The organism is Lentzea sp. NPDC004789, assembly GCF_053601075.1.
Genome location: NZ_JBSGBE010000004.1, coordinates 227978 through 249651 on the forward strand (window position 1 = coordinate 227978; position 21674 = coordinate 249651).

Here is a 21674-nt window from a genome sequence, read left to right on the forward strand (position 1 = left end):
CGAATGAAGTGGTTCCGCCGCCGCAACACCGAAGACGTCGCCCCCGCACACGTGCCGAACGCCGAGGAGGCCGCCCAGCGGTTCTGGGAGCGGTGGTTCGAGCTGGTGCCGGTGGTGAGCTCCGCGCTCGGCGACGGCGAGCCGCACCGCGTCGAGGACGAGCTGACGGCCCTCGTCCGCGATCTGCACCCGGACCTGGTGTTCTCGCTCGAACAGGGCCACCTGGCCATGTACGCGCTGGTGGTCACCGGCCAGGAGGACCCGCGGCTGCGGCCGTACACCGACGCGTGGATCAAGGCGGCGCCGCCGTCGGACATGGTGTGGGAGTTCCACGACTCGGTGCCGCCGGTGCCGGACCCGACCGAGGTCGTCGTGAACCTCGGCGAGGTCAGGATGCGGCTCGGCGACTACCGCGTCGTGGCCCAGGTGGACGGTGACGTCGTGGACGTCGCGGTCTACCACCCCGCCCTGGCCGAGCTGTCCGAGCAGCAGCGGCAGACGATGACGTTCCTGCCGCTGGACGTGACGCTCGGCGAGCGGCTCGCGGGGGAGCGGCTGCGACGGGTGGAGACCGCGCAGCTGGAGCCGGAGGGCACGATCAGCCTGCTGGAGCTGCGTTCGCTCGTCCGGACGCTCGCCCAGGACGCCTGAACGAGCTGCCGAGGTACCCGATCGCGAGCCCCGCGGCGGGCCCGAGCAGCAGCCCGAGCTGATACCTGATCGCCGTGTCGCTCACGCTCATCTGCAGCTCGAACAGCGTGCCGTGGGGGACGGACGGGTCGGGGTTCGCCCACTCCAGGTCGACCTGGCCGGGCAGCAGCACCATCGTGGCGATGGTCAGCGTGGCGAGCAGCACGGCCGCGGCACCACCCGCGCACAGGCCCGCGACGGCACCCTGTCGCTGCTCGCCCGCCAGGACACCGGCCGCCAGCAGCGCGGCGGGCGGCAGCACGGCCAGCACGAACGCGTGCGAGACGTTCCCGACCGGCATGAAGGCGTACACGCTCAACGCCAGCGCGACGCCGCAACCGATGCCGATGACCAACGTCCTGGGCTCGACGGCCATCCGGTGCGACGTCAGCCTCAGCACCGCCACGGCGTACCCGCCGATCAGGAGGATCATCAGCACCCCGCCGATCACCGCACCGCTGCGCATGTCGGCTTCCCAGTTGGCCTGGTCGAACGCCGTGAAGTGGTCGAAGCGGCTGCCCGCATACCGCGACAGCGCCGTCAGCGCCGCCAGGAGTGCGTAGATCGAGGCGTACCCGGCCACGCGGACCGCCTTGGCCGTGCGGTTGGGCGCCACCGGTCCCAGCACCAGCGGCAGCACCGCCAGCACGAGCACCAGGACGATCATGGCCACCCGGTCGAAGGGCACGGCGGGGTTCGCGGAACCGGCGTGCCAGCCGAGCCACACCAGCACCGCACCGACCGTGAGGGACAACAGCGAGTACCCGGCAGAGCGCATCACATCAGCCTCCCGAGTGTTCTCGCGCTGGTGGGCCGACTCGTTACTACGCTGTCGGGCGTGACCAGCGAGAGCCTTGAAGACGTCCCGGCCGAGGTGCGCGAGCGGCATGCCGTGCTCGCGGAAGAGGTGCGCTCGCACCAGTTCCGCTACTACGTGCTGGACGACCCCATCGTCACCGACGGTGAGTTCGACGCGCTGCTCAAGTCGCTGGAGGCACTGGAGGCCGAGCATCCGGGCCTGGCCACGCCGGACTCGCCCACGCAGCTCGTCGGCGGCACGTTCTCGACCGAGTTCAAGGCGGTCGACCACCTGGAGCGGATGCTCAGCCTGGACAACGTCTTCGCCCAGGACGAGCTGACGGCGTGGTTCGAGCGCGTGCGGAAGGACATCGGTGAGGGCACGCACTTCCTGTGCGAGCTGAAGATCGACGGCCTCGCGATCAACCTGCTGTACGAGAAGGGGCGGCTGACGCGCGCGCTGACCCGCGGCGACGGCCGCACGGGTGAGGACGTGACGCTGAACGTCCGCACGATCGCGGACGTTCCCGTGGTGCTGAAGGGCTCGGACGACTACCCGGTGCCGGACCTGGTCGAGGTGCGCGGCGAGGTCTTCTTCGCGGTCGAGGACTTCCTCGCGTTGAACGCCTCGCTGGTCGAGCAGGGCAAGCCGCCGTTCGCCAACCCGCGCAACACCGCGGCGGGCTCGTTGCGGCAGAAGGACCCGAAGGTCACCGCGTCGCGCAAGCTGCGGATGATCTGCCACGGCATCGGCAAGACCGAGGGCTTCGAGGTCGCCCGCCAGTCGCTCGCGTACGAGGCGCTCAAGTCGTGGGGGCTACCGGTCTCCTCGCACACCAAGGTGCTCACCGACCCGGCGGCCATCCGCGAGCACGTCGAGTACTGGGGCGAGCACCGGCACGACGCGGTCCACGAGATCGACGGCGTGGTGATCAAGGTCGACGAGGTGTCGCTGCAACGGCGGCTGGGCACCACGTCGCGCGCGCCGCGGTGGGCCATCGCGTACAAGTACCCGCCGGAAGAGGCGACCACGACGTTGCTGGACATCCAGGTCCAGGTGGGCCGCACCGGCCGCGTCACGCCGTTCGCGGTGATGGAACCGGTGAAGGTGGCGGGGTCCACGGTCGCGCGGGCCACGCTGCACAACGCGTCCGAGGTGAAGCGCAAGGGTGTGCTGATCGGCGACCGGATCGTCATCCGCAAGGCGGGCGACGTGATCCCCGAGGTCTTGGGGCCGGTTCTCGCCGCACGGCCGGACGACGCGCGTGAGTTCGTCATGCCGACGCGGTGCCCGGAGTGCAACGCCGAGCTGCGTCCAATGAAGGAGGGCGACGTCGACATCCGCTGCCCCAACGCGGAGACGTGCCCAGGCCAGCTGCGCGAACGCCTGGCGTACCTCGCTTCCCGTTACGCGCTGGACATCGAGGGACTCGGCGACGAGGCGGCCGCCGCGATCACCGAGTCCACCGTGTACACGAACGAGGCCGACCTGTTCGACCTCGACGCCGACGCCCTGCAGCAGGTCGAGCGGTTCAAGACGAAGGACGGCGAGCTGTCGGCGAACGCGCTGAAGCTGCTGACCAACCTCGAAACCGCCAAGTCACGTCCGCTGTGGAGGGTCCTGGTCGCCCTCTCGATCCGGCACGTCGGACCGACGGCCGCCCGCGCGCTGGCCCTGCAGTTCGGGTCGATGGACGCGATCCTCGAAGCCGACGAGGAGGTCCTGGCGAGCGCGGAGGGCGTTGGTCCGACGATCGCTGCGGCCGTGGTCGAGTGGCGTGAAACCGAGTGGCGCCAACGGGTCGTCGAACGCTGGCGGGCGGCGGGCGTGCGGATGGAGGACGAGCGCGACGCGTCCATCACGCGCAACCTCGAAGGCCTGTCCATCGTGGTCACGGGCTCGCTGACGGAGTTCTCCCGCGACTCGGCCAAGGAGTCGATCCTGGCTCGCGGCGGCAAGGCGGCCGGCTCGGTGTCCAAGAAAACCGCTTTCGTGGTCGTCGGCGACTCGCCAGGATCCAAGTACGACAAGGCCATCTCCCTGAAGGTCCCCGTCCTCGACGAGGCGGGCTTCCGGGTCCTGCTGGAACAGGGCCCGGACGCGGCGAGGGAGGTGGCCGTCATCGGGGAGGAAGGCGCAGATGGCTGACCTGATCATCCGGCCGGCTCGCGAGGCCGATCTGCCGGCGGTGGGCGCGATCACCGTGGAGGCGTACCGCGTGGACGGTTACGTGGGCGACCACGACGACTACGCCAGGACGCTGGCGGACTCGGCGTCCCGGTTCCGCGACGCCGAGATCCTCGTCGCCGCGGACGACTCCGGGACCGTGCTCGGTTCCGTGACGGTCGTGCACCCCGGCACGCCGTACGCCGAGATCTCCCGGCCGGGCGAGCTGGAGTTCCGCATGCTCTCGGTCGCCGCGGCGGCCCGCGGCCGGGGCGTGGGCGAGGCCCTGGTGCGCGCGGTCGTCGACCGGGCACGAGCAGCGGGTCTCGGCCGGGTCGTGCTGTCGTCTTCGGAGAAGATGCTGGCGGCGCACCGGTTGTACGAGCGGCTGGGGTTCACGCGGCTGCCGGACCGGGACTGGTCGCCGTTGCCCGGTGTCCAGCTCATGGCGTACGCGTACGGGCTGCCGCTCTGACGGTGCTGCCTAGCGGCGCGACGACATGATCCGCGCCCGCAGCTTGAGGTCACCGGCCGCCTGCTCGTACAGCAGCGTGCGCAGCACCTCCGCGGGCAGGGCTCTCAGCACGTCGCGCAGCTCCACGTCCTCGGCGTCCGGTGGCGGCACGGTCTCGCCCCGGTCCAGCAGCACCAGCCCGACGGCGACGCAGTGCTTGCAGAAGAAGCCCTCCGACCCGTGCGGGCAGCTGCACTCGCCCACCAGGTGCGTGCCCGACCACGACAGCTCCACCGCGTACGCCGCGTCGTCGCTGCCGCGCACCCGAGCCGCCACGTGCCTGCTGTGCACCCGCAGGGACAGCACGGCGTCGCGGTAGGTGAGGCCGCGCCAGTACGACTTGGTGCCCGCGCGGTGCAACAGCAGCTCGGTGGTGAGGGTCGTCGACACGGACGTCATCCAACCGGGTGACCCTGAAAAGAACCAACAGAAGGATCAACGTGATCGAGATCGGCCCGCTCGGCGCCGCGGACCGCGGCCGGTGGCAGGAGCTCTTCGAGGGCTACAACACCTTCTACCAACGGACGTTGCCGCCGGAGACCTACGACGAGAAGTGGCAGGCCTTCCAGGACGACAAGATCATCCACGCCCTGTGCGCCCGCGACGGCGGCACGCTCGTCGGCATCACGCACTTCTTCCGGCACCCCAGCACGTCCGGGCCGGACGTCTGCTACCTGCAGGACCTCTTCACCGCCCCCGAGGCACGCGGCCGGGGTGTCGGCCGCGCGCTCGTCGAGGCGGTGGCGGAGTGGGCGCAACGGCAGGGCTGCGGCCGCGTGTACTGGCACACCAGCGAGTGGAACGAGACCGCTCGCCGGCTCTACGACCAGATCGCGGAGAAGACGCCCTTCGTCACCTACCGCATCGTGTTCTAACGGGCCGTCGACTCCAGGTCCAGCAACGTCACCGCGGCGCGGAAGTACTTGTTGGTGCCCAGGTCGCGCACGGTCTTGATGTTGAACGCGGCCTTGAGCTTCTCCGCGTCGCCCGCGCTCACGCCCTGCAGCGCGTCGACGGGGGCGTCCAGGATCTCGCTGAGCGGGAGGTTCTCGTATGCCTTGTCGAGGAGCAGGTCCAGGTTCACGGTGACGGCCATGATCTTCATACCTCCGGGATGTGGGCGATCACGGCAGATTCTGGGGTCAGATCACGACTTCCGCAGGACGAGAAAGCTGGCCGTTGGAGCAACGCGGCGGCCGGGATTGTGTGGGACCGTATGACGTGTGCTGCAAGCCTGCCTGAACGGCTCCCGCGCAGCCGAGGAGCACCCGGCCCTGCCGCTGTCCCCCGAGCGCCTCGCCGAGGACGCCGCCGACGTCGCCGCGCTCGGCGTCACCTCGGTGCACCTCCACCCCAGGGACGTCATCGGCGCACCCACGCTGGCCGGCCCGGAGATCGCCACCACCATCGCGACCGTCCGCGCGGCGGTGCCGGGCATCGAGATCAGCATCTCGACGAACGTCCCCGGCAACCGCGCCACGCTGATCGCGAGCTGGGCGCCGCTCGCCTCCGGGCGCCCCGACATCGCGAGCGTCCACGTCGCCGAACCCGGCTGGCGTGAGCTGGCCCAGGCCCTGCACCGGGTCAACGTCGGGGTGGAGCTGGTCGTCGAAGTGCCGGAGGAGCTGGGGGAACTGCCCGCGGGCACCGCGCGGATCACCGTCACGGCGACGCGGGAGAACGCCGAAACCCTGCTGCGGCAGGTGGAACCGCTCGGCCTCCCGGTTCTGCTGCACGGCCGCGACGGGGACGCGTGGCCGGTCTTCACCTACGCGGCGACGCTCGAACACCAGGTGCGCATGGGGCTGGAGGACACGCTGCGGATGCCGGACGGACGGCGCGCCAGGAACAACGCCGAGCTGATCGCGATGGCCCGCCGCAACCAGCGGTCCAGGGCGCCGAGCTAGTCCGGCAGCACGACCGCGACGATCCCGGCCAGGTGCGCCAGCCGCGCCACCTCGGCCGCGCGGAACATCGGCCCGCCCGGCCGTCCGACCACGAGCACCCGGTCCGGCTTGCCCAGCGGCGTGGCGGCGAGCTCGGTGCCCAGCTCGCGCCAGGTCTCCGGCACCCACTCCTCCTCGCCGTCGAGCACGGTCGCGCGCTCCAGCGGGAACCAGGGCACGTCGGCGAGCCGGGTCTCCGGAGCCGCGGACGACGCGGTCAGCCGGTTGATCCCGGTGCCCTCGGGCCCGACCACGACGGCCCAGCCGGCCCGGATGATCTTCGGGACGCCCTCGGTGAAGACCTCGAGACCCTTGTGCGGTTCCTCGGCGATCTCCTCGACGAGCTCCAGCTCGCGGTGGGTGTCGAGGATGCCCGCGTACGGCCGCACCGCGTCCACCTCGACGCCCTCGACCGACTCGGCCGCGGTGATCAGCGTGTCCGGCAGCCGGCCGGAGGGCAGTTCCACCACGAGGTCGTCGATGGCGACGCCGGAACCGCGTTCCACCACGTCGACGCTGAGTATGTCCGCCCCGATCTCGCCCAAAGCCGTTGCGACCGCGCCGAGGGTGCCGGGACGGTCCGGGAGCTGGACCCGGATCAGGAACGACAAGGTGAACGCCTCCATAGCTCGTGCGCGAGACCCCGCGTCTCGCGCCGTTGCCGGTCGGTGATTCTCGCAGACGCATCCTCAACGCATGACCTGCTGTCCGCGTTGCGGAACGGTTAAGTTGATTCGTCAGGTAGTAACCGGTTCGAGGACCGCACTGACCAGCCCATAGACTCACGGGGTTCCCGAATCGAATCCCGACCCTACGGGGGTTGACAGGAGTGCCCAGCATCTCCCGCGACGAGGTCGCGCACCTGGCGAAGCTCGCCAGGCTGGCCGTCACCGAGGACGAGCTCGACTTGTTCGCCGGCCAGCTCGACGTGATCCTCCAGTCGGTGGCTTCCGTTGGCGACATCGCCACGGCCGACATCCCGCCGACGTCGCACGCCGTTCCGCTGACCAACGTCTTCCGCGAGGACGTGGTCCGTCCGAGCCTCGGTCAGCAGCAGGCGCTCTCAGGCGCTCCTGAAGCCGAGGACGGCCGGTTCCGCGTGCCCCGCATCCTGGGTGAGGAAGCATGACCAACGACCTGATCCACGCCACCGCGGCCGAGCTCGCCGCGAAGATCCACAGCGGTGAGGTCTCCAGCGTCGAGGTCACGCAGGCCCACCTGGACCGCATCGCCGAGACCGACGGGAAGGTCAACGCCTTCCTGCACGTCGACACCGAGGGCGCGCTCGCGCAGGCCCGTCGCGTCGACGAGGCGGTCAAGGCGGGCGAAACCGTCGGAGCGCTCGCCGGTGTGCCGCTGGCGCTCAAGGACGTCATGACCACCGAGGGCGTGCCGACCACGGTCGGTTCCAAGATCCTCGAAGGGTGGCTGCCGCCCTACGACGCCACGGTGACGCGCAAGCTCAAGGAAGCCGGCGTCGTCATCCTCGGCAAGACGAACATGGACGAGTTCGCCATGGGCTCGTCGACCGAGAACTCGGCGTACGGCCCCACGCACAACCCGTGGGACCTGGAGCGCATCCCCGGCGGCTCCGGCGGTGGTTCGTCCGCCGCGCTGGCCGCGTACCAGGCGCCGCTCGCCATCGGCACCGACACCGGTGGCTCGATCCGCCAGCCTGGTGCGGTCACCGGCACCGTCGGCGTGAAGCCGACCTACGGCGGTGTGTCCCGCTACGGCCTCGTCGCGTTCTCCAGCTCTTTGGACCAGGCCGGTCCGTGTGCGCGCACGGTGCTCGACGCCGCGTTGCTGCACGAGGTCATCGCGGGCTACGACCACATGGACTCGACGTCCATCAACGCCCCGGTCCCGCCGGTCGTCGCCGCCGCCCGCGAGGGCCTGAACGGCGACCTGTCCGGTCTGCGCGTCGGTGTCGTCACGCAGTTCCAGGGCGAGGGCTACCAGCCGGGCGTGCTGCGCAGCTTCCAGGCCGCCGTGTCGCAGCTCAAGGAGCTCGGCGCGGAGATCGCGGACGTGTCGTGCCCGAGCTTCGACTACGCGCTGCCCGCCTACTACCTCATCGCGCCGAGCGAGTGCTCGTCGAACCTCGCCCGGTTCGACGCCATGCGCTACGGCCTGCGCGTCGGCGACGACGGCACGCGCAGCACCGAGGAGGTCATGTCGCTGACCCGCGAGGCCGGCTTCGGCCCCGAGGTCAAGCGCCGCATCATGATCGGCACGTATGCGCTGTCGTCCGGCTACTACGACGCGTACTACGGCTCGGCCCAGAAGGTCCGCACGCTGATCACGCGGGACTTCGCCAAGGCGTTCGAGAACTTCGACGTGCTCATCTCGCCGACGACGCCGACCACGGCGTTCAAGATCGGCGAGCGCGCGAACGACCCGATCGCCATGTACAAGGCGGACCTCTGCACCATTCCCGCGAACCTCGCGGGCACCCCGGCCATGAGCGTCCCGAGTGGACTGTCCGATGAGGACGGCCTGCCGGTCGGTCTGCAGATCATGGCCCCGGCGCTGCAGGACCACCGCATGTACCGCGTCGCCGCCGCTTACGAGGCCGCGCGCGGTGCGTTTGGAGGTCCGTCGCTGTGAACATCAAGAAGGCGCGGGGTTTCCTCGGCCTCGCCGGTGCGGTGGCAGGAGCCGTGGGAGCGTTCTCCGGCCTGCGGGCCGCCCGTGAGAAGAACGACAAGCTGGCCCTGGCGAACGCGATCGCGAGCATCGCCGTGGCGGTCACCGGTGCCGCGCTGGCCGTGCGCGCTCTGCGGAAGGACGAGTTGGCATGACCGCTCTGGTTGAGCTGATGGGCTACGACGAGGTCATCGAGAAGTACGACCCCGTCCTGGGCCTGGAAGTGCACGTCGAGCTGCACACCAACACGAAGATGTTCTGCGGCTGCGCCAACGAGTTCGGCGGCGAGCCGAACACGAACACCTGTCCGACGTGCCTCGGCCTGCCGGGCTCGCTGCCGGTGGTGAACGGCAAGGCCGTCGAGTCCGCGATCCGCATCGGCCTCGCGCTGAACTGCGAGATCGCCGACTGGTGCCGGTTCGCGCGGAAGAACTACTTCTACCCGGACATGCCGAAGAACTTCCAGACGTCGCAGTACGACGAGCCGATCGCCTTCAACGGCTGGCTCGACGTGACGCTGGACGACGGCGAGGTCATCCGCGTCGAGATCGAGCGCGCGCACATGGAGGAGGACACCGGCAAGTCGCTGCACGTCGGTGGCGCCACCGGCCGCATCCACGGTGCCGAGCACTCACTGCTCGACTACAACCGCGCGGGCGTGCCGCTGATCGAGATCGTCACGAAGATGATCCCGGGCACCGGCCGTCGCGCCCCCGAGGTGGCCCGCGCGTACGTCACCGCGTTGCGCGACCTGCTGAAGGCGCTCGACGTGTCCGACGTCCGCATGGACCAGGGCTCGCTGCGCTGCGACGCGAACGTCTCGCTCTCGCCGAAGTCCACCGGCGAGCTGGGCACCCGCACCGAGACCAAGAACGTCAACTCGCTGCGCAGCGTCGAGCGCGCCGTCCGCTTCGAGATGACGCGTCAGGCCGCGGTGCTCGCCTCCGGCGGTTCGGTGACCCAGGAGACCCGTCACTTCGACGAGTCCTCCGGCACCACGTCGCCCGGCCGCAAGAAGGAGACGGCGGAGGACTACCGCTACTTCCCGGAGCCCGACCTGGTCCCGATCGCGCCGTCGCGCGAGTGGGTCGAGGAGCTCCGCGGCACCCTGCCCGAGCTCCCCTGGGAGCGCCGCGCGCGCATCCAGAAGGAGTGGAACCTCACCGACGAGGTGCTGCGCGACCTGGTCAACGCCGGCGCGCTGGACCTCATCGAGGCCACGGTCGTCGCGGGCGCGAAGCCGGACGAGGCCCGCTCGTGGTGGGTGTCGTACCTGGCGCAGCAGGCCAACTCCCGCGGCGTTGAGCTGTCCGACCTGCCCATCACCCCGGCGCACGTGGCACGGGTGATCGAGCTGGTGAACTCGGGCGCGCTCACCAACAAGCTCGCCCGCGAGGCCGTCAACGGCGTCCTCGAAGGCGAAGGCACCCCGGACGAGGTCGTCGAGAAGCGCGGCCTGAAGGTCGTCTCCGACGACTCGGCCCTGGAAAAGGCCGTGGACGAGGCCCTCGCCGCCCAGCCGGACGTGGCCCAGAAGATCCGCGACGGCAAGGTCCAGGCGGCCGGCGCCATCGTCGGCGCGGTCATGAAGGCCACGAAGGGACAGGCCGACGCGGCCCGCGTGCGCGAGATCGTGCTCGCACGCTGCTCGTAGATACACAATCGAAGCAAAAATCACAAAGGGTCACCTGTTTGTGCAGGTGACCCTTTGTGATCTTAGGCCGACCGAGTGGCTGTTAGCTAAATGAGACGTATACCCGTAGCCGTGTGTGCGACTCTTTCTGACGCACCCATCTGGGGGGATGGGAAGTAAATAGTCCAAACGAGGGGGGAAAACCTCATGAGCGGTCAACGCGAAGGCTTCATCAGCGACATCCTGCACAAGGTCGAGGACCTGGTCACGGGTGGCGACCACACGGAGCCGAAGACTCCGCCGCAAGAAGACCCGCCGATGACCCCGCAGTGCTGCGGCCCGCTTCCTCCCGGTCATCCGCTGGTCGGTGAACCGCGGCTGGTCACCGAGGGCGCGGTCGAGCACGACCCGGACTGCCCGAACCACCCGGACAACCTGGCGAAGGCGGAAGTAGCCAGCTAGTGACCCTCTGCGGTGTCCGCCAACCAGGTGTGTGCCTGGTTGGCGGACAGCGCCATTCGGGTGGCATGTGGTGTGATGATCACATGCCCGCTCGTGCCTTGGACAGAGCGCGCGAGATGTACCAGCAGGGATGGGCGGAGCAGGCGAAGCATCGGTTTCCAGCCTCCATCCGCCTTCTGAAGCGTGCACTCGTGCATGCTGACCGTGCCCCGGACAGTCCGGAACGGACGGAGCTTCGGGCCCGCATCCTGTACAACCTCGGCCGGTGTGTCGGCGAGACGAGTGGCCTTGAGGCCGCTGTCGAGCTTTTCGACAGGGCACGTCGCGAGATCGACCTGCTCGACGATCCCTGGCTGCGTGTGCTGCTGAAGGGGAACACCGACTACTGCCACGGCGGCATGATCATGCGCATGGGCCAGCCGGAGCAGGCGGTCCAGTGGTTCACGCCCTTCATCAGGTTCACCGAGGACGCGCTGCGAACGTCGCCAGAGCGGATCGACAAGGAGTGGGCGCAACGGCTCGCGACGTCTCTGACCGCCAGGGCCTTCTCCAACGCGGCCATCCGCAGGCGTGATGCCGCGATTGCCGATCTGGAACGGGTGGCTGTGCTCAGCCGTGACTACGGCCTGGACGACCTTCACCCCTACACGGTCGTAGCGCTCGCCAACACCTACAAGCAGAGCGGGGACCTGGTCGAGGCCCTTCGCCGCTACGAAGAAGCGGAACGCTTCCTCCGCGCCGCCCAGCAGCCGTCGCTGCTCGCGCAGGTACAACTGCTCCAAGCCGAAGCCATGTTGATGGTCGGCATGTCCGACGACGTCGGCCGGATGCTGGACGAGGCGTTGCCGGTGCTACGCCGGGAGAAGGTCCAGCAGGACATCGCCGAGGTCGAGATGTACCGCGCATCGGCAGCACTGCTCGACGACCAGTTCGACCTGGCCCGCCGGATGGCGAAAGCCTCCATGCGCAAGCTGGAGAAGCGCGGCAGCCCGTGGTGGATGATGGCCGCTTTGATCGAGCTCTGGGCGCACGCCTTGCAGGCGAAACGCGTTACGAACGCGTTGGTGCAGAAGGCGTTGGTGCTCTCCGATGCTCTCGCCGCCAACCACCTGCTGGACGAGGCGTGGCTCGCGAAGGTGATCGCGGTACGGCTCGAGGTTCGCGGAGGCCGACTCGGTCACGGTGAAGAGTTGTTGAGGCAACTGCCACGTCCACGTGCAGTCACTCCACTGGACCACCGCATGCAGCGACGGCTCGTGCTGGCCGAACTCGCTCTGGCCAAGGGCGATCGTCGCACTGCGTTGCTGCACGCGCGCAAGGGTTTGGACGAACTCGGGCTCGTGCGCGACCAGCTGGGTGGGCTGGAGTTGGTGTCCGCAACCGCTGTGCACGGCCGTGAACTGCGCGAACTGGCGATACGCCTGGCTCTGGAAAGCAACAACGCGCGCCACGTGTTCGTGTGGCTGGAGCGCACCCGAGCACAGACGTACCGCTATGAACCGTTGGAGCACGTCGAGAACACCGAGCTGGCCGAGCGCATCGCCGAGGTGCGCGGACTCGGCCGGGAACTGATGCGCGCCGGTCTCGACGGCCGGCCCACCGCCGAGCTGCGCAATGAGCTGGTGAAGGCACAACGCGAGGCCAACCGGCTCGGATGGCACGCCCAGCGGTGGGGCAAGCCGCGGCCGATGGCGACCCTCCCCGAGGTGATCGCGGAACTCGGCGAGCGGGCCATGGTCAGCTTCGTCGTCTCCGGCGGTGGCATGATCGCCGTCGTCATCGCGGGCGGCAAGGTGCGGATGGTCCGGCTGGGAGCCGCCAAGGAGGCGCTGGAGAGCGCGCAGAAGCTCCACTTCGACCTCAACGCGCTCGCCCCCGACTACCTGCCCCAGCCGTTGGTGCAGGTCATCGGCGCCTCGGCACGTAAGCAGGCGGACGCGCTGGACGCGATGCTGATCAAGCCGTTGAGCCGCCTCATCGGCGAACGCGAGCTGATCGTGGTGCCGACCGGCGCGCTGTACGCGGTGCCGTGGGGTGTCATCCCGAGTCTGCACGGGCGGCCGGTCGTCACGGCGCCGAGTGCCACGGCGTGGCTCGCCGCAACGCAGCCCGACAAGCCGAAGACGGATCGGGTGCTGCTGGTGCGGGGCCCGAGCCTGCAGTTCGCGGACGGCGAGCTCGACCGGCTCGCGGTGCACCACGAGAAGGCGACCGTGCTGTCCGGTGACGACGCGACGGCCGCGGAGGTTCTCGCGCACCTCGACGGAGCCGACCTCGTGCACATCGCTGCGCACGGGGAGCACGAGAACGAGAACGCGTTGTTCTCGCGGCTCGAACTTGTCGACGGGCCGTTGTTCGCGCACGAGCTCGGCCGCCTGCGCAAACCTCCCGCTCACGTCGTGCTGGCCGCCTGTTCGCTGGCGTTGAACCGGATCAGGCCTGGTGACGAAGCCCTCGGGTTCGCGGGCGCGATGCTCGCCGGCGGCACCAGGACCGTCGTCGCGGCGGCCAGCAAGGTCGGCGACGAGGCCAGTGCGGCCGCGATGGCCGACTACCACCAGGCACTGGTGGCGGGGGCGGCGCCGGCGGTGGCGCTGGCCGAGGCGATGGCGAAGGACCCGTTCCGGCGGCCGTTCCTGTGCCTGGGGTCGGGCTAGACCGTTCGAGTGATTGTCGGTGTTCAACGAAATGAACACGCTGGTCAGTGGTGATTTCTAGGCTGCCGCTGCGCCCGGTTGGTGAACTTTTCTCGTTCAGATGCGTCGGTCTGTGCCACTCTCATGGCACAGGTCTTGACCGAGGGGAAACAACGGCCCGCCTATCGGCTCTAGTCGATGCGCGGGCCGTTGTGCGAGAAACGAGCGCATGCGCAGAACTCTGCTGGCTGTTCTACTGGCGGTCACCGCGGCGGTGGCGGCGCCCGTCAGTGGCACGGCTCAACCGTCGAACTCGGACCGGGAGCCCGGAAACGGGCCGGAACGCAACGAAATCGCGGCCCTGGACACCATCTCGGCCCAGGCGGTGCAGGCCCAGGGGGAGAACCGGGCCGATCGCTACCAGGGCTATCCACGCAGGACGAAGCTGCGGACGTATCCCGAAAATCCGGCGGACAAGACCATCAAGCTGAACCTGGCGCCGTACCACTCGCTCGCGCCGCGGCTGAACGCGTTGCAGCAGAAGAGCGACAGGGTCTCGGTCGAGGTGGTCGGCCAGTCCGGGCTCGGCCGCGACCTGTACCTGGTCACGCTGACGGCGCCGGAGAGCCCGGCGCAAACCCGTCTGCAGGAGCAGTTCCGGGCCGGCATCGAGGAGGGGCACGAGGTTCCGGCCGGCCTCTACAAGGCGCCGATCTGGATCAACAACAACATCCACGGTGACGAGTGGGAGGGCACCGACGGCGCGCTGCGCGTCATCGAGCACCTCGCCACGTCGAACGACCGGGACACGCAGACCCTGTTGCGGCGCAGCAGGATCTACTTCAACCTCACGGCGAACCCGGACGGTCGGGTCGCCGGCACGCGCACCAACAACGCGGGCTTCGACCTCAACCGCGACTTCGTCACGAGCTCGCAGCCGGAGAACCGGGCGATGCGCGAGATCGTCGAGCACACCCAGCCGTTGATGATGCTGGACGAGCACGGTTACTCGGAGAACACGCTCATCGAGCCGACGACTCCGCCGCACGGCCAGAACTACGACTTCGACCTGTACATCAAGCACGGCTACGCCAACGGTCTCGCGATGGAGAAGGGCGTGCAGGGCCTCGGTTACCCCGAGACCGCGCACCCGGAGATCCCGTTCCGCGACTACGAGCCCGGTGTGTGGGACGGCTGGGCGCCGATCTACACCGCGCAGTACTCGATGTACCACGGCGCCATCTCGTACACGATCGAGATCCCGCAGCAGGTCAACCGGCAGGCCTACGACACGCTGCCGGTCGCGGAGCTGCAGCGCCGGGCGAAGATCAACACCGATGTCGTCGAGTCCACGATCAAGACCACGATCGGGTACGTGGACGACCACCGCGGCGAGCTGATCTCCAACCAGGTCGAGATGTTCCGCCGCGGCAAGGCGGGCGAGCCGCAGCGCGAGATCCCGGACGGGTTCGTGCCCGGCTTCGGGCCGGAAGACCGCTACCGCACGGAGTTCCCGCGCGCGTACGTGCTCACCGACGACCGTTCGGCGGCCGCCACGGCCAGGCTCGTCGACCACCTGGTGGCTCACGACGTGCGGGTCAAGCGCGCGGAGAGGCCGTTCACGCTGGGTGGTAAGCGCTATCCGGCCGGGTCGTACGTGGTCGACATGCACCAGCCGAAGCGGGCGCTCGCGAACGTGATGCTGGAGCAGGGCAGCGACATCAGCGCCAAGGTGCCGGTGATGTACGACATCTCGGGCTGGAGCCACCGCCTGCTCTGGGGCGCGTCGATCGACATCTACAAGGACGGCCCGTTCCAGTTCACCGGGCGGGACGTCGTCGCGGCGGCCCCGACCGGCGACGTCGACGGCGTTCCCGGTGCCGATCTCGCGCTGACGTTGAACGACGAGAAGGACGCTCTGGCCGTCAACGACCTGCTCGGCCGCGGCATCCCGTTGCGGCGCCAGGACGACGGCACGATCGTGGTCCCGGCAGCCGACCGGCTCGCCGCGCGGGAGGTCGCCGACCGGTACGGCGTCCGCTTCACGACGGCCAAGCCGGGCGGAACGGCGTTGCAGCGCAAGACGATCGCGGCCGCGGTCGGCCCGGACGAGCTGCAGGTGCTGCGGGAGTCCGGGTTCGACGTCCGCACGATCTCCACGGCCGTGCTCAACGCGGGCTTCGACTGGTCGCGCGTCGACGTGCTCTTCGTGTCGTCCGGCCTGAACTACCTGCAGCTCAACGCCACGGCGAAGGCCGCGCTCGACGAGTTCCTCAAGCGCGGCGGCGTGATCACCCGCGGCGCGACGGGCGGCAGGTTCAACGTCGACGCCAAGCTGCTGCAGGCCACGCCGGTCGCGGGCTGGGAGGACGCCAACGGCGTGGTGAACGTCGTCAACGGCACCGGCCCGGTCGGCACCGGCGCGCTGCCGCACTCGTTCGTCTACGCGCCGCAGTGGTTCACGAACCTCGGTCCGGGCGTCAACGTCGACCAGCGCTACGGCAGCACGGTGATCGCCGCGGGCCACTGGCGTCCGCGCGACGACGGCACCGGCGGCCAGGCCGACGCGGCGGGCCAGGCAGCGGTCGTCTCCGGTACGGCAGCCACCGGCGCTCGCGTGGTCCTCTTCGGCACCGAACCGATGTTCCGCAACCACCCGAAGGGCCTCTACGCCCAGGTGGCCCGCGCCGTCTACTGGGCGGGCACCCGCTAGTCCGAAGTGCACGCGGGGAGCTTTCGTACTCTTCTGGAGTACGCGGCGTCCCCGCGTGCGCTCAACTCAGAGGCCGGGTGGGAGGTAGCCGTGGGCCGAGAGGTCGAACCAGTTGCCCTCCGGGTCGATGGCGCGGTACTCGGCGAACGGGCGGTCGCCGCCGCGTAGAGCGGGGCGGGGTTCGAGGGAGTCGAGGTACGGTTCGACCGAGTCGACCTGGAAGCCGAAGTGGTTGAAGCCCGTCGGGACGTCACCGTCGAGGCGTTGCTGGATCAGGGCCAGGTTGACGTACCCGTCGGTGACGAAGTGGCTGCCGTCCGGGTCGGTGTGGAACAGCTCCATCCCGAACCGCGAGGTGTAGAAGTCGGCCATCTTCTTCGGGTCCTGCACGACGAACGCGATGTGCCGCAGTCGAGGCCTGCTCACGACTTCCCCTTCGGGATCATGTTGTGGAACGCGGCGATCTCCCACCCCTCGGCACGCCGGACGACGACGGCCTGCGCGTGTGTGGTGATGCCTGACGGGGCGATGGAGGACGTGACGTGCACGACCGAGATGTCGTCGGACAGCGGCCTGATCAGGCTGATCTCGGTGGTCAGCTTGGTGTCGCGGTACGGCCCGGCGAAGAGCTGCCCGTGCCCGAGAGCGACGGCCCGCCGGCCGAACAGCTCCTCGCCGCGCACGGTCACGAAGTCGACGTCCGCAGCGAAGACCGAGGCGAACGCGTCACCGTCGCCGTCAGCCCAGCCTTGCTCCATGCGTTGCCACAGCGAGTAGATCTGCTCGGTCATGTGAAGTCCTCAAGGGCAGGCGCAGGCACTCGGCGTCCCACGCGGCAAGCGAGTAGTAGAGGCCGCCATGGCGGCGTTCGAGGTAACAGACGACGTTCACGGGCCATCCGCTGTTGCGGAACATGTGCTCGTCCATCGGCGTAGGGCTGTCGCTCAACGGCCGGTCGCGTTCACAGGCGGGCCCCAGCCGGTGCCAGTCCGGGTGCAGGTGGATCGAGCCGAGGACGTCCAACCCGGCCGCGTCGGCGGTGCGCGTGATCGTGAGCAGGTCGGCGGGGTCGAGCCACCACGCCCGCACCGGGTTCTCGTACGCCGTGCCGAACCGCGGCACGATCGTCGACGCGAACTCCTCGCGCGCGGACGGGTCGGTCAGCCGCGCGTTGCGGCCGAACGCCACGTCCCCGACGACCGCCTCCGAGCCCGAGGTCAGGCCGAGCAGCACGGCGAAACACGGTCTCGGTTCGTCCTCGGTGATGAACGAGTATTCGGCGGACGCGGCCTGGAGAAACTTTTTCACGGCGCGGTCCGAAAACAGCACCGCATCGGTGCGCGTCGGGCGCTCGGCCAATTCCATCACGACGGCGAACGTATCGATACGCCCGAGTCTCACGCGAGATTCCGGAGGGTATTGGCCCTATTACATTGAGCGATAACATCGGTCGCATGCGCCTGGAAGTGCGGCATCTCGAACTGGTCGTGGCGATCGCCGACTGCGGCAGCCTGCGCAAGGCGGCCGCACGCCTGCACCTCACCCAGCCCGCGGTGACGACGCAGCTCAAACGCATAGAGGGCCATCTGGGCGGCGTGCTGTTCCTGCGCACGGCAGACGGCGTGCGGCTCACCCCGACCGGTCAGGACTTCGTGCGGGAGGCGCGGTCGATGATCACGCAACTGCACGCTCTCGAACGCGTAACGCGCCGTAACGCGCACAGTTCCGACGCTCCTACCAGGCTCGCCGGAATCCCCGCCTATCACTTCGGACTACTCGTGAGCGCGCTGAAGGACAACGTCACCAGCCGCACCATCAAGGAGACCGGAACGCTCACCGCGCTGCTCACAACGGGTGAACTCGACCTCGCGGTGATGCGTCGATTTCCCGGTACCGAGCTGACGTTGCCGCCGAATGCCGGACATCGGCTGCTGACCCGCGAACCGCTGTTCGTCGGCGTGCCGGAGCACCACCCGTGCGCACGCGAGTCCGAGGTGCCGCTCGCCGCGCTCGCCGACGACAAGTGGGTCATGCCGGAGCCGGACGACAGCGGCATGAACGCCCACTTCGCCCGCGAGTGCGCGGCCGCCGGGTTCGAGCAGCGGATCGCGCACTTCAGCGGCGAGGCGCACGTCGCGCTGACGTTGATCAGGGAGTCCGGCGCGGTGTGCCCGCTCTACCCGGTCGGCGGCACCCCGCCCGGTGTCGCGCGACTGCCGGTCACCGGGAACCCGCTGGTCCGCGAGGTCGTGCTGGCCTGGCGCCTCGACGCACCGGTCGCGCGCGAGATCGACGACCTGTGCGTGCAGGTTACCGCCGGGTACCGGAAGCTGGTCGAGGAGAGCGAGGTCTACGCGCGTTGGTGGCGCAACGGCGGCGAAGCGTTCGCCCTGTCCGCGTAGAACCCCGGCCTGGCAGGAACTCAGTCCTTGCCGGGATCGTGACCCGTGCGCACGACGATCGCGACCCGGTCGTCCGACGACACGGGCTGGCCACCGGCCTTGTTGACCGTGCCGACGAGCGCGGCGGAGTCGTTGATCTGCTCCATCGGGCCCATCCGGCCGTAGCCGCTCGCGTCGTCCATCGTCACGGTCGGCTTGCCGGTGAACGAACCGGCGGCGTTCATCGGGAGGTTCTGCAGGCCGGGCGTCTTCGTGGTCGTCACCCACAGCAGGTCCGACAGCGAGGCGCAGCCCATCACGCCCGGCCGGTCCGGCCAGGTCCACGCCGCGTCACCGACCTTGCCGGGCGTGACCCGGTAGACGGCGTCGTAGGCCGCGGACCAGTCGGTGACCCAGGTCTTCTGCGCGTCGGCCGACACGCACAGGCCACCGGGCTGCCGCAGCCCGGACATGACGACCGCGCTGCCTGCCGTCGGGTTGCCCTTGGCCGGCTGGCCGGAGCCGTCGATGCGCAGCACCTTGCCCGCGAGCGAGTTCGGGTCGGCGGCCAGCGCCGGGTTGCCCGCGTCACCGGTCGCGACGAGGATCGCGCCCTTGCGGTCGCTCGCCAGCACCCCGCGGTTGCCCGACGGGCCCTTGGGGATGCCGGTGAGGATCGGCTTGGGCGTGTCACCCGCCGCGATCCGCAGCACCCGGTTGTCCGTCGCGGTCGTCACGTAGACGTACGCGAGCTGGTCCTCGGCGAACGTGGCCGACAGCGCGAGCCCGGTCAGGCCCCCGTCGGAGGAGGTGTCCACGTCGATCTGCGCGATCACGACCGGGTCGACGTCCTTGCTGACCTTGACCAGGCGGCCGCCGCGTTCGGTGGCGTAGGCGGCGACCCCGCCCTGCGAGTCCCCGCCGATCGGCGCGACGCCGGTGACGGTGTTCAGGCACGTGGCGATCACCGCGGGGTTGAAGTCCTTGCAGCCCTGCGGCGGCGGCACGCTCTGCTGCGTCTGCCCGCGGCCCTGCTCACCGGGAGACGGCCGGAACTCGCCCGGCAGCTCCGGCTTCGGTCCCGCCTGCGGGGTCAGCTGTGGTTGCGCGCTCCAGCTCGTCGGTGCCGGCTCGTCGGGAAAGCTCGCGCAGCCCCCTGCCAGCAGGCAGGCGGCGGCCAACAACGCTGCGGAACGAACCACGACTCCCAGGCTAGGTGTCCGACCGTGAACCCGAAGTGAACGCCTCTGAAGTCGCGAAGTCGACCGAACGCACCCGGTCCAGCAACAGGTCCAGCTCGGCCGCCACGACCTCGGGTGCCTCCAGCGGCAGGTAATGGCTGCAGGGCAACACCCTCAGCCGTGCCTGGGGCAGCGCGCCGACGGGCGTGACCATGCTCTCCGTCGTCGCGAGCAGGTCGTCGCGCCCGGCCAGGAGTGTGATCGGGCACACGATCGAGCTGAGGTCCTGGCGCGGCGTCTCGCCCAGCGCGAGCGCCAGCGTGAAGTACCAGCGCCAGTCGTGCTGCAGGAACCGGGCCACGGCGTTCGTCACGGCCGTCGGGTCGCTGCTCGGCTTGATCACACCGCTGTGCCGCAGCAGGAACGTGGTCACGTCCGTCACCGGCACCCGGTGCAGCACCCTGTCCAGCACCGGACCGGCCTGCTGCAGCAGTTTCGCACCGGCCAGCCCGACGAACCGGCGCGCGTTCTTCGGGATCAACGGCAGCATCGCGTCGAACGAGTCACCCGGCGCGCCCGCGACGAGCAGCAGGCCCGCCACCCGTTCCGGATGACGCAACGCCAGCTCGGCCGCGATCGTGACGCCCATCGACCAGCCCATGACCACGCACCGCTCGATGCCCGCGTCGTCGAGCACGGCGATCGCGTCCGACACGTGGTCGTCCAACGAGATGTTGCGCTCGTCCACCGGCCGGTCGGAGCCCATCGTGCCGCGCATGTACCAGCTGAGCAGACCGCCGCGGTCGGCCAGCGACGGCCACGACTCGGGCCCGGAACCCACGCCGGGGCAGAGCAGCACCGGCGGGCCGTCGCCCGACGGCTGCCACGTTCTGATCTTCGTGCCGTCCCAGGAGATGACGTCGTGCTCCCGCATGGCCGACATTCTGTCGTACGTTGGGCGGGTGACGCTCACCGTGCTCGTGCCAGATGACTTCGGAGTTCAGGCGCTGTCTCAGGTGGACGGAGTCCGGCCGGTTCGCTACGTGCCGGGACAGCCGTTACCCGCCGAGGCGTCCGACGCCGAGGTCCTGGTCCCCAAGTTCCTGGCCGGCACCGACCCGCGCGAGGTGTTCGCGCGGCTGCCGAAGCTCAGGCTCGTGCAACTGCTGAGCGCCGGCGCGGAGAACTTCGTCGGCAAGGTTCCCGACGGTGTCATGCTGTCCACGTGCCGGGGCGCGCACGGCGGTAGCACCGCGGAGTGGGCGATCGGTGCTCTCCTCGCCATCTACCGAGACTTCCTCGTCTTCGAACGCGCACGTGCCGAAGGCCGCTGGGACTACCACGTCACGGACACCTTGCAGGACAAGAAGGTTCTGATCGTAGGCGCCGGTGATCTCGGCGAGCAGCTGCAACGTCGTCTCGCACCGTTCAACGCCTCGTCCGTACTGGTCGGCCGCACCGCGCGGGACGGGGTGCACGGCGTCGACGAACTGCCGTCGCTGCTGCCGGAGTTCGACGCGGTGGTGATCTTCACGCCGATGACGGAGGAGACCAGGCATCTGGTCGACGCCAAGTTCCTGGCCGCGATGAAGGACAACGCGATCCTGGTCAACGGCGCGCGCGGGCCGGTCGTCGACACCGGCGCGCTGCTCGCGGAGCTGAGTTCCGGACGCCTGCGGGCGGCCCTCGACGTGACCGACCCCGAACCACTGCCCGCTGATCATCCACTGTGGACCGCACCGGGACTGCTGCTCACTCCGCACGTGGCCGGTTCCTGCACGGGGCACACGCAGCGCGCCTACGCCGTCGTCGCGTCCGAGATCGCCCGGTACGCCGCGGGGGAACGCCCGCACAATCTCGTCACCGGAACCTACTAGGCCGTACGGGTGAAACTGGGCTGCCGT

The 21674-nt window shown here is 69.5% G+C and carries 23 protein-coding genes; 14 read left to right on the forward strand and 9 right to left on the reverse strand.

What is annotated here, in order from left to right:
- Positions 1–3 precede the first annotated feature (3 nt).
- Positions 4–651 (forward strand): hypothetical protein, encoded by a 648-nt coding sequence (locus ACWEIJ_RS11495; protein WP_449837077.1) that lies wholly within the window; start codon positions 4–6, stop codon positions 649–651.
- Here the strand turns inward: ACWEIJ_RS11495 and ACWEIJ_RS11500 are convergent.
- Positions 599–1468 (reverse strand): hypothetical protein, encoded by an 870-nt coding sequence (locus tag ACWEIJ_RS11500; protein ID WP_449837078.1) that lies wholly within the window; start codon positions 1466–1468, stop codon positions 599–601. The two genes, ACWEIJ_RS11495 and ACWEIJ_RS11500, sit on opposite strands and share 53 nt — an antisense overlap.
- Before the next feature lie 60 nt (positions 1469–1528).
- On the opposite strand from ACWEIJ_RS11500, the gene ligA reads away from it, so the two are divergent.
- The gene (gene ligA, locus ACWEIJ_RS11505) at positions 1529–3637 is read left to right on the forward strand and encodes an NAD-dependent DNA ligase LigA (RefSeq protein WP_449837079.1); all 2109 of its coding nucleotides are present in this window, start codon (positions 1529–1531) and stop codon (positions 3635–3637) included.
- A complete protein-coding gene (locus ACWEIJ_RS11510) occupies positions 3630–4130 on the forward strand; it encodes a GNAT family N-acetyltransferase (protein ID WP_449837080.1) in 501 nt (166 codons plus the stop codon). Before ligA ends, ACWEIJ_RS11510 begins: the two co-directional genes overlap by 8 nt.
- Positions 4131–4139: 9 nt before the next feature.
- On the opposite strand, the gene ACWEIJ_RS11515 is transcribed toward ACWEIJ_RS11510, so the two are convergent.
- Positions 4140–4559, reverse strand: a complete 420-nt coding sequence (locus ACWEIJ_RS11515; protein ID WP_449837081.1) for an SWIM zinc finger family protein — start codon at positions 4557–4559, stop codon at positions 4140–4142.
- A 50-nt stretch (positions 4560–4609) separates the two neighbouring features.
- Here ACWEIJ_RS11515 and ACWEIJ_RS11520 point away from each other — a divergent pair, with 50 nt between their 5' ends.
- Positions 4610–5044, forward strand: coding sequence for an N-acetyltransferase family protein (locus ACWEIJ_RS11520; RefSeq protein ID WP_449837082.1), 435 nt, complete (start codon positions 4610–4612; stop codon positions 5042–5044).
- On the opposite strand, the gene ACWEIJ_RS11525 is transcribed toward ACWEIJ_RS11520, so the two are convergent.
- A complete protein-coding gene (locus tag ACWEIJ_RS11525) occupies positions 5041–5265 on the reverse strand; it encodes a hypothetical protein (RefSeq protein ID WP_355434079.1) in 225 nt (74 codons plus the stop codon). The two genes, ACWEIJ_RS11520 and ACWEIJ_RS11525, sit on opposite strands and share 4 nt — an antisense overlap.
- A gap of 127 nt (positions 5266–5392) precedes the next feature.
- Here ACWEIJ_RS11525 and ACWEIJ_RS11530 point away from each other — a divergent pair, with 127 nt between their 5' ends.
- Positions 5393–6076: a 3-keto-5-aminohexanoate cleavage protein gene (locus ACWEIJ_RS11530; RefSeq protein ID WP_449837083.1), complete on the forward strand. Its 684-nt coding sequence runs from the start codon at positions 5393–5395 to the stop codon at positions 6074–6076.
- On the opposite strand, the gene ACWEIJ_RS11535 is transcribed toward ACWEIJ_RS11530, so the two are convergent.
- Positions 6073–6726 (reverse strand): ACT domain-containing protein, encoded by a 654-nt coding sequence (locus tag ACWEIJ_RS11535; protein WP_355455209.1) that lies wholly within the window; start codon positions 6724–6726, stop codon positions 6073–6075. The genes ACWEIJ_RS11530 and ACWEIJ_RS11535 overlap by 4 nt on opposite strands.
- A 218-nt stretch (positions 6727–6944) precedes the next feature.
- On the opposite strand from ACWEIJ_RS11535, the gene gatC reads away from it, so the two are divergent.
- The 7 genes from gatC to ACWEIJ_RS11570 all read left to right on the forward strand — a co-directional run bounded on the left by gatC (position 6945) and on the right by ACWEIJ_RS11570 (position 16208).
- Entirely contained in the window at positions 6945–7244 is a 300-nt protein-coding gene (gene gatC / locus ACWEIJ_RS11540) for an Asp-tRNA(Asn)/Glu-tRNA(Gln) amidotransferase subunit GatC (protein ID WP_030467875.1), read from the forward strand.
- Positions 7241–8725 (forward strand): Asp-tRNA(Asn)/Glu-tRNA(Gln) amidotransferase subunit GatA, encoded by a 1485-nt coding sequence (gene gatA, locus ACWEIJ_RS11545; protein ID WP_449837084.1) that lies wholly within the window; start codon positions 7241–7243, stop codon positions 8723–8725. Before gatC ends, gatA begins: the two co-directional genes overlap by 4 nt.
- Entirely contained in the window at positions 8722–8919 is a 198-nt protein-coding gene (locus ACWEIJ_RS11550) for a hypothetical protein (protein ID WP_449837085.1), read from the forward strand. Before gatA ends, ACWEIJ_RS11550 begins: the two co-directional genes overlap by 4 nt.
- The gene (gene gatB / locus ACWEIJ_RS11555) at positions 8916–10418 is read left to right on the forward strand and encodes an Asp-tRNA(Asn)/Glu-tRNA(Gln) amidotransferase subunit GatB (protein WP_449837086.1); all 1503 of its coding nucleotides are present in this window, start codon (positions 8916–8918) and stop codon (positions 10416–10418) included. Before ACWEIJ_RS11550 ends, gatB begins: the two co-directional genes overlap by 4 nt.
- Positions 10419–10604: 186 nt before the next feature.
- On the forward strand, positions 10605–10859 hold the full coding sequence (locus tag ACWEIJ_RS11560) for a hypothetical protein (protein WP_449837087.1): 255 nt from the start codon (positions 10605–10607) through the stop codon (positions 10857–10859).
- 191 nt (positions 10860–11050) lie between these two features.
- Complete coding sequence (locus tag ACWEIJ_RS11565) at positions 11051–13516, forward strand: CHAT domain-containing protein (RefSeq protein ID WP_449837088.1); 2466 nt, start codon at positions 11051–11053, stop codon at positions 13514–13516.
- Positions 13517–13724: 208 nt separating this feature from the next.
- Positions 13725–16208: a M14 family zinc carboxypeptidase gene (locus ACWEIJ_RS11570; protein WP_449837089.1), complete on the forward strand. Its 2484-nt coding sequence runs from the start codon at positions 13725–13727 to the stop codon at positions 16206–16208.
- A 66-nt stretch (positions 16209–16274) separates the two neighbouring features.
- Here ACWEIJ_RS11570 and ACWEIJ_RS11575 read toward each other — a convergent pair whose 3' ends face one another.
- From ACWEIJ_RS11575 to ACWEIJ_RS11585, 3 genes are read right to left on the reverse strand one after another with little or no spacing between them, the layout of a single operon-like run.
- Positions 16275–16634 carry a VOC family protein gene (locus tag ACWEIJ_RS11575; RefSeq protein WP_449837090.1) on the reverse strand — a complete coding sequence of 120 codons (360 nt, stop codon included), beginning with the start codon at positions 16632–16634 and terminating at the stop codon, positions 16275–16277.
- The gene (locus tag ACWEIJ_RS11580; RefSeq protein ID WP_449837091.1) at positions 16631–16999 is read right to left on the reverse strand and encodes an SgcJ/EcaC family oxidoreductase; all 369 of its coding nucleotides are present in this window, start codon (positions 16997–16999) and stop codon (positions 16631–16633) included. The genes ACWEIJ_RS11575 and ACWEIJ_RS11580 overlap by 4 nt, the downstream gene beginning before the upstream one ends.
- Complete coding sequence (locus ACWEIJ_RS11585; protein WP_449837092.1) at positions 16947–17516, reverse strand: hypothetical protein; 570 nt, start codon at positions 17514–17516, stop codon at positions 16947–16949. The genes ACWEIJ_RS11580 and ACWEIJ_RS11585 overlap by 53 nt, the downstream gene beginning before the upstream one ends.
- A 146-nt stretch (positions 17517–17662) precedes the next feature.
- On the opposite strand from ACWEIJ_RS11585, the gene ACWEIJ_RS11590 reads away from it, so the two are divergent.
- Entirely contained in the window at positions 17663–18610 is a 948-nt protein-coding gene (locus ACWEIJ_RS11590; protein WP_449837093.1) for a LysR family transcriptional regulator, read from the forward strand.
- Between the two features lie 20 nt (positions 18611–18630).
- On the opposite strand, the gene ACWEIJ_RS11595 is transcribed toward ACWEIJ_RS11590, so the two are convergent.
- Both ACWEIJ_RS11595 and ACWEIJ_RS11600 read right to left on the reverse strand, forming a co-directional pair.
- Positions 18631–19791, reverse strand: a complete 1161-nt coding sequence (locus ACWEIJ_RS11595; RefSeq protein ID WP_449837094.1) for a PQQ-dependent sugar dehydrogenase — start codon at positions 19789–19791, stop codon at positions 18631–18633.
- Between the two features lie 10 nt (positions 19792–19801).
- Positions 19802–20704: an alpha/beta fold hydrolase gene (locus tag ACWEIJ_RS11600; protein WP_449837095.1), complete on the reverse strand. Its 903-nt coding sequence runs from the start codon at positions 20702–20704 to the stop codon at positions 19802–19804.
- A 28-nt stretch (positions 20705–20732) separates the two neighbouring features.
- Between ACWEIJ_RS11600 and ACWEIJ_RS11605 the strand changes: the two genes are divergently transcribed.
- Positions 20733–21647 carry a 2-hydroxyacid dehydrogenase gene (locus ACWEIJ_RS11605; protein ID WP_449837096.1) on the forward strand — a complete coding sequence of 305 codons (915 nt, stop codon included), beginning with the start codon at positions 20733–20735 and terminating at the stop codon, positions 21645–21647.
- The last annotated feature ends 27 nt before the right edge of the window (positions 21648–21674 follow it).

What these genes read in the sequence shown, in the direction of transcription:
- ACWEIJ_RS11570 (WP_449837089.1), top strand. Translation starts at nt 13,725, where the DNA reads ATGCGCAGAACTCTGCTGGCTGTTCTACTGGCGGTCACCGCGGCGGTG.
- ACWEIJ_RS11600 (WP_449837095.1), bottom strand. Translation starts at nt 20,704, where the DNA reads ATGCGGGAGCACGACGTCATCTCCTGGGACGGCACGAAGATCAGAACG.
- ACWEIJ_RS11500 (WP_449837078.1), bottom strand. Translation starts at nt 1,468, where the DNA reads ATGCGCTCTGCCGGGTACTCGCTGTTGTCCCTCACGGTCGGTGCGGTG.
- ACWEIJ_RS11510 (WP_449837080.1), top strand. Translation starts at nt 3,630, where the DNA reads ATGGCTGACCTGATCATCCGGCCGGCTCGCGAGGCCGATCTGCCGGCG.
- gatA (WP_449837084.1), top strand. Translation starts at nt 7,241, where the DNA reads ATGACCAACGACCTGATCCACGCCACCGCGGCCGAGCTCGCCGCGAAG.
- ACWEIJ_RS11495 (WP_449837077.1), top strand. Translation starts at nt 4, where the DNA reads ATGAAGTGGTTCCGCCGCCGCAACACCGAAGACGTCGCCCCCGCACAC.
- ACWEIJ_RS11560 (WP_449837087.1), top strand. Translation starts at nt 10,605, where the DNA reads ATGAGCGGTCAACGCGAAGGCTTCATCAGCGACATCCTGCACAAGGTC.
- ACWEIJ_RS11590 (WP_449837093.1), top strand. Translation starts at nt 17,663, where the DNA reads ATGCGCCTGGAAGTGCGGCATCTCGAACTGGTCGTGGCGATCGCCGAC.
- ACWEIJ_RS11580 (WP_449837091.1), bottom strand. Translation starts at nt 16,999, where the DNA reads ATGACCGAGCAGATCTACTCGCTGTGGCAACGCATGGAGCAAGGCTGG.
- gatB (WP_449837086.1), top strand. Translation starts at nt 8,916, where the DNA reads ATGACCGCTCTGGTTGAGCTGATGGGCTACGACGAGGTCATCGAGAAG.
- ACWEIJ_RS11525 (WP_355434079.1), bottom strand. Translation starts at nt 5,265, where the DNA reads ATGGCCGTCACCGTGAACCTGGACCTGCTCCTCGACAAGGCATACGAG.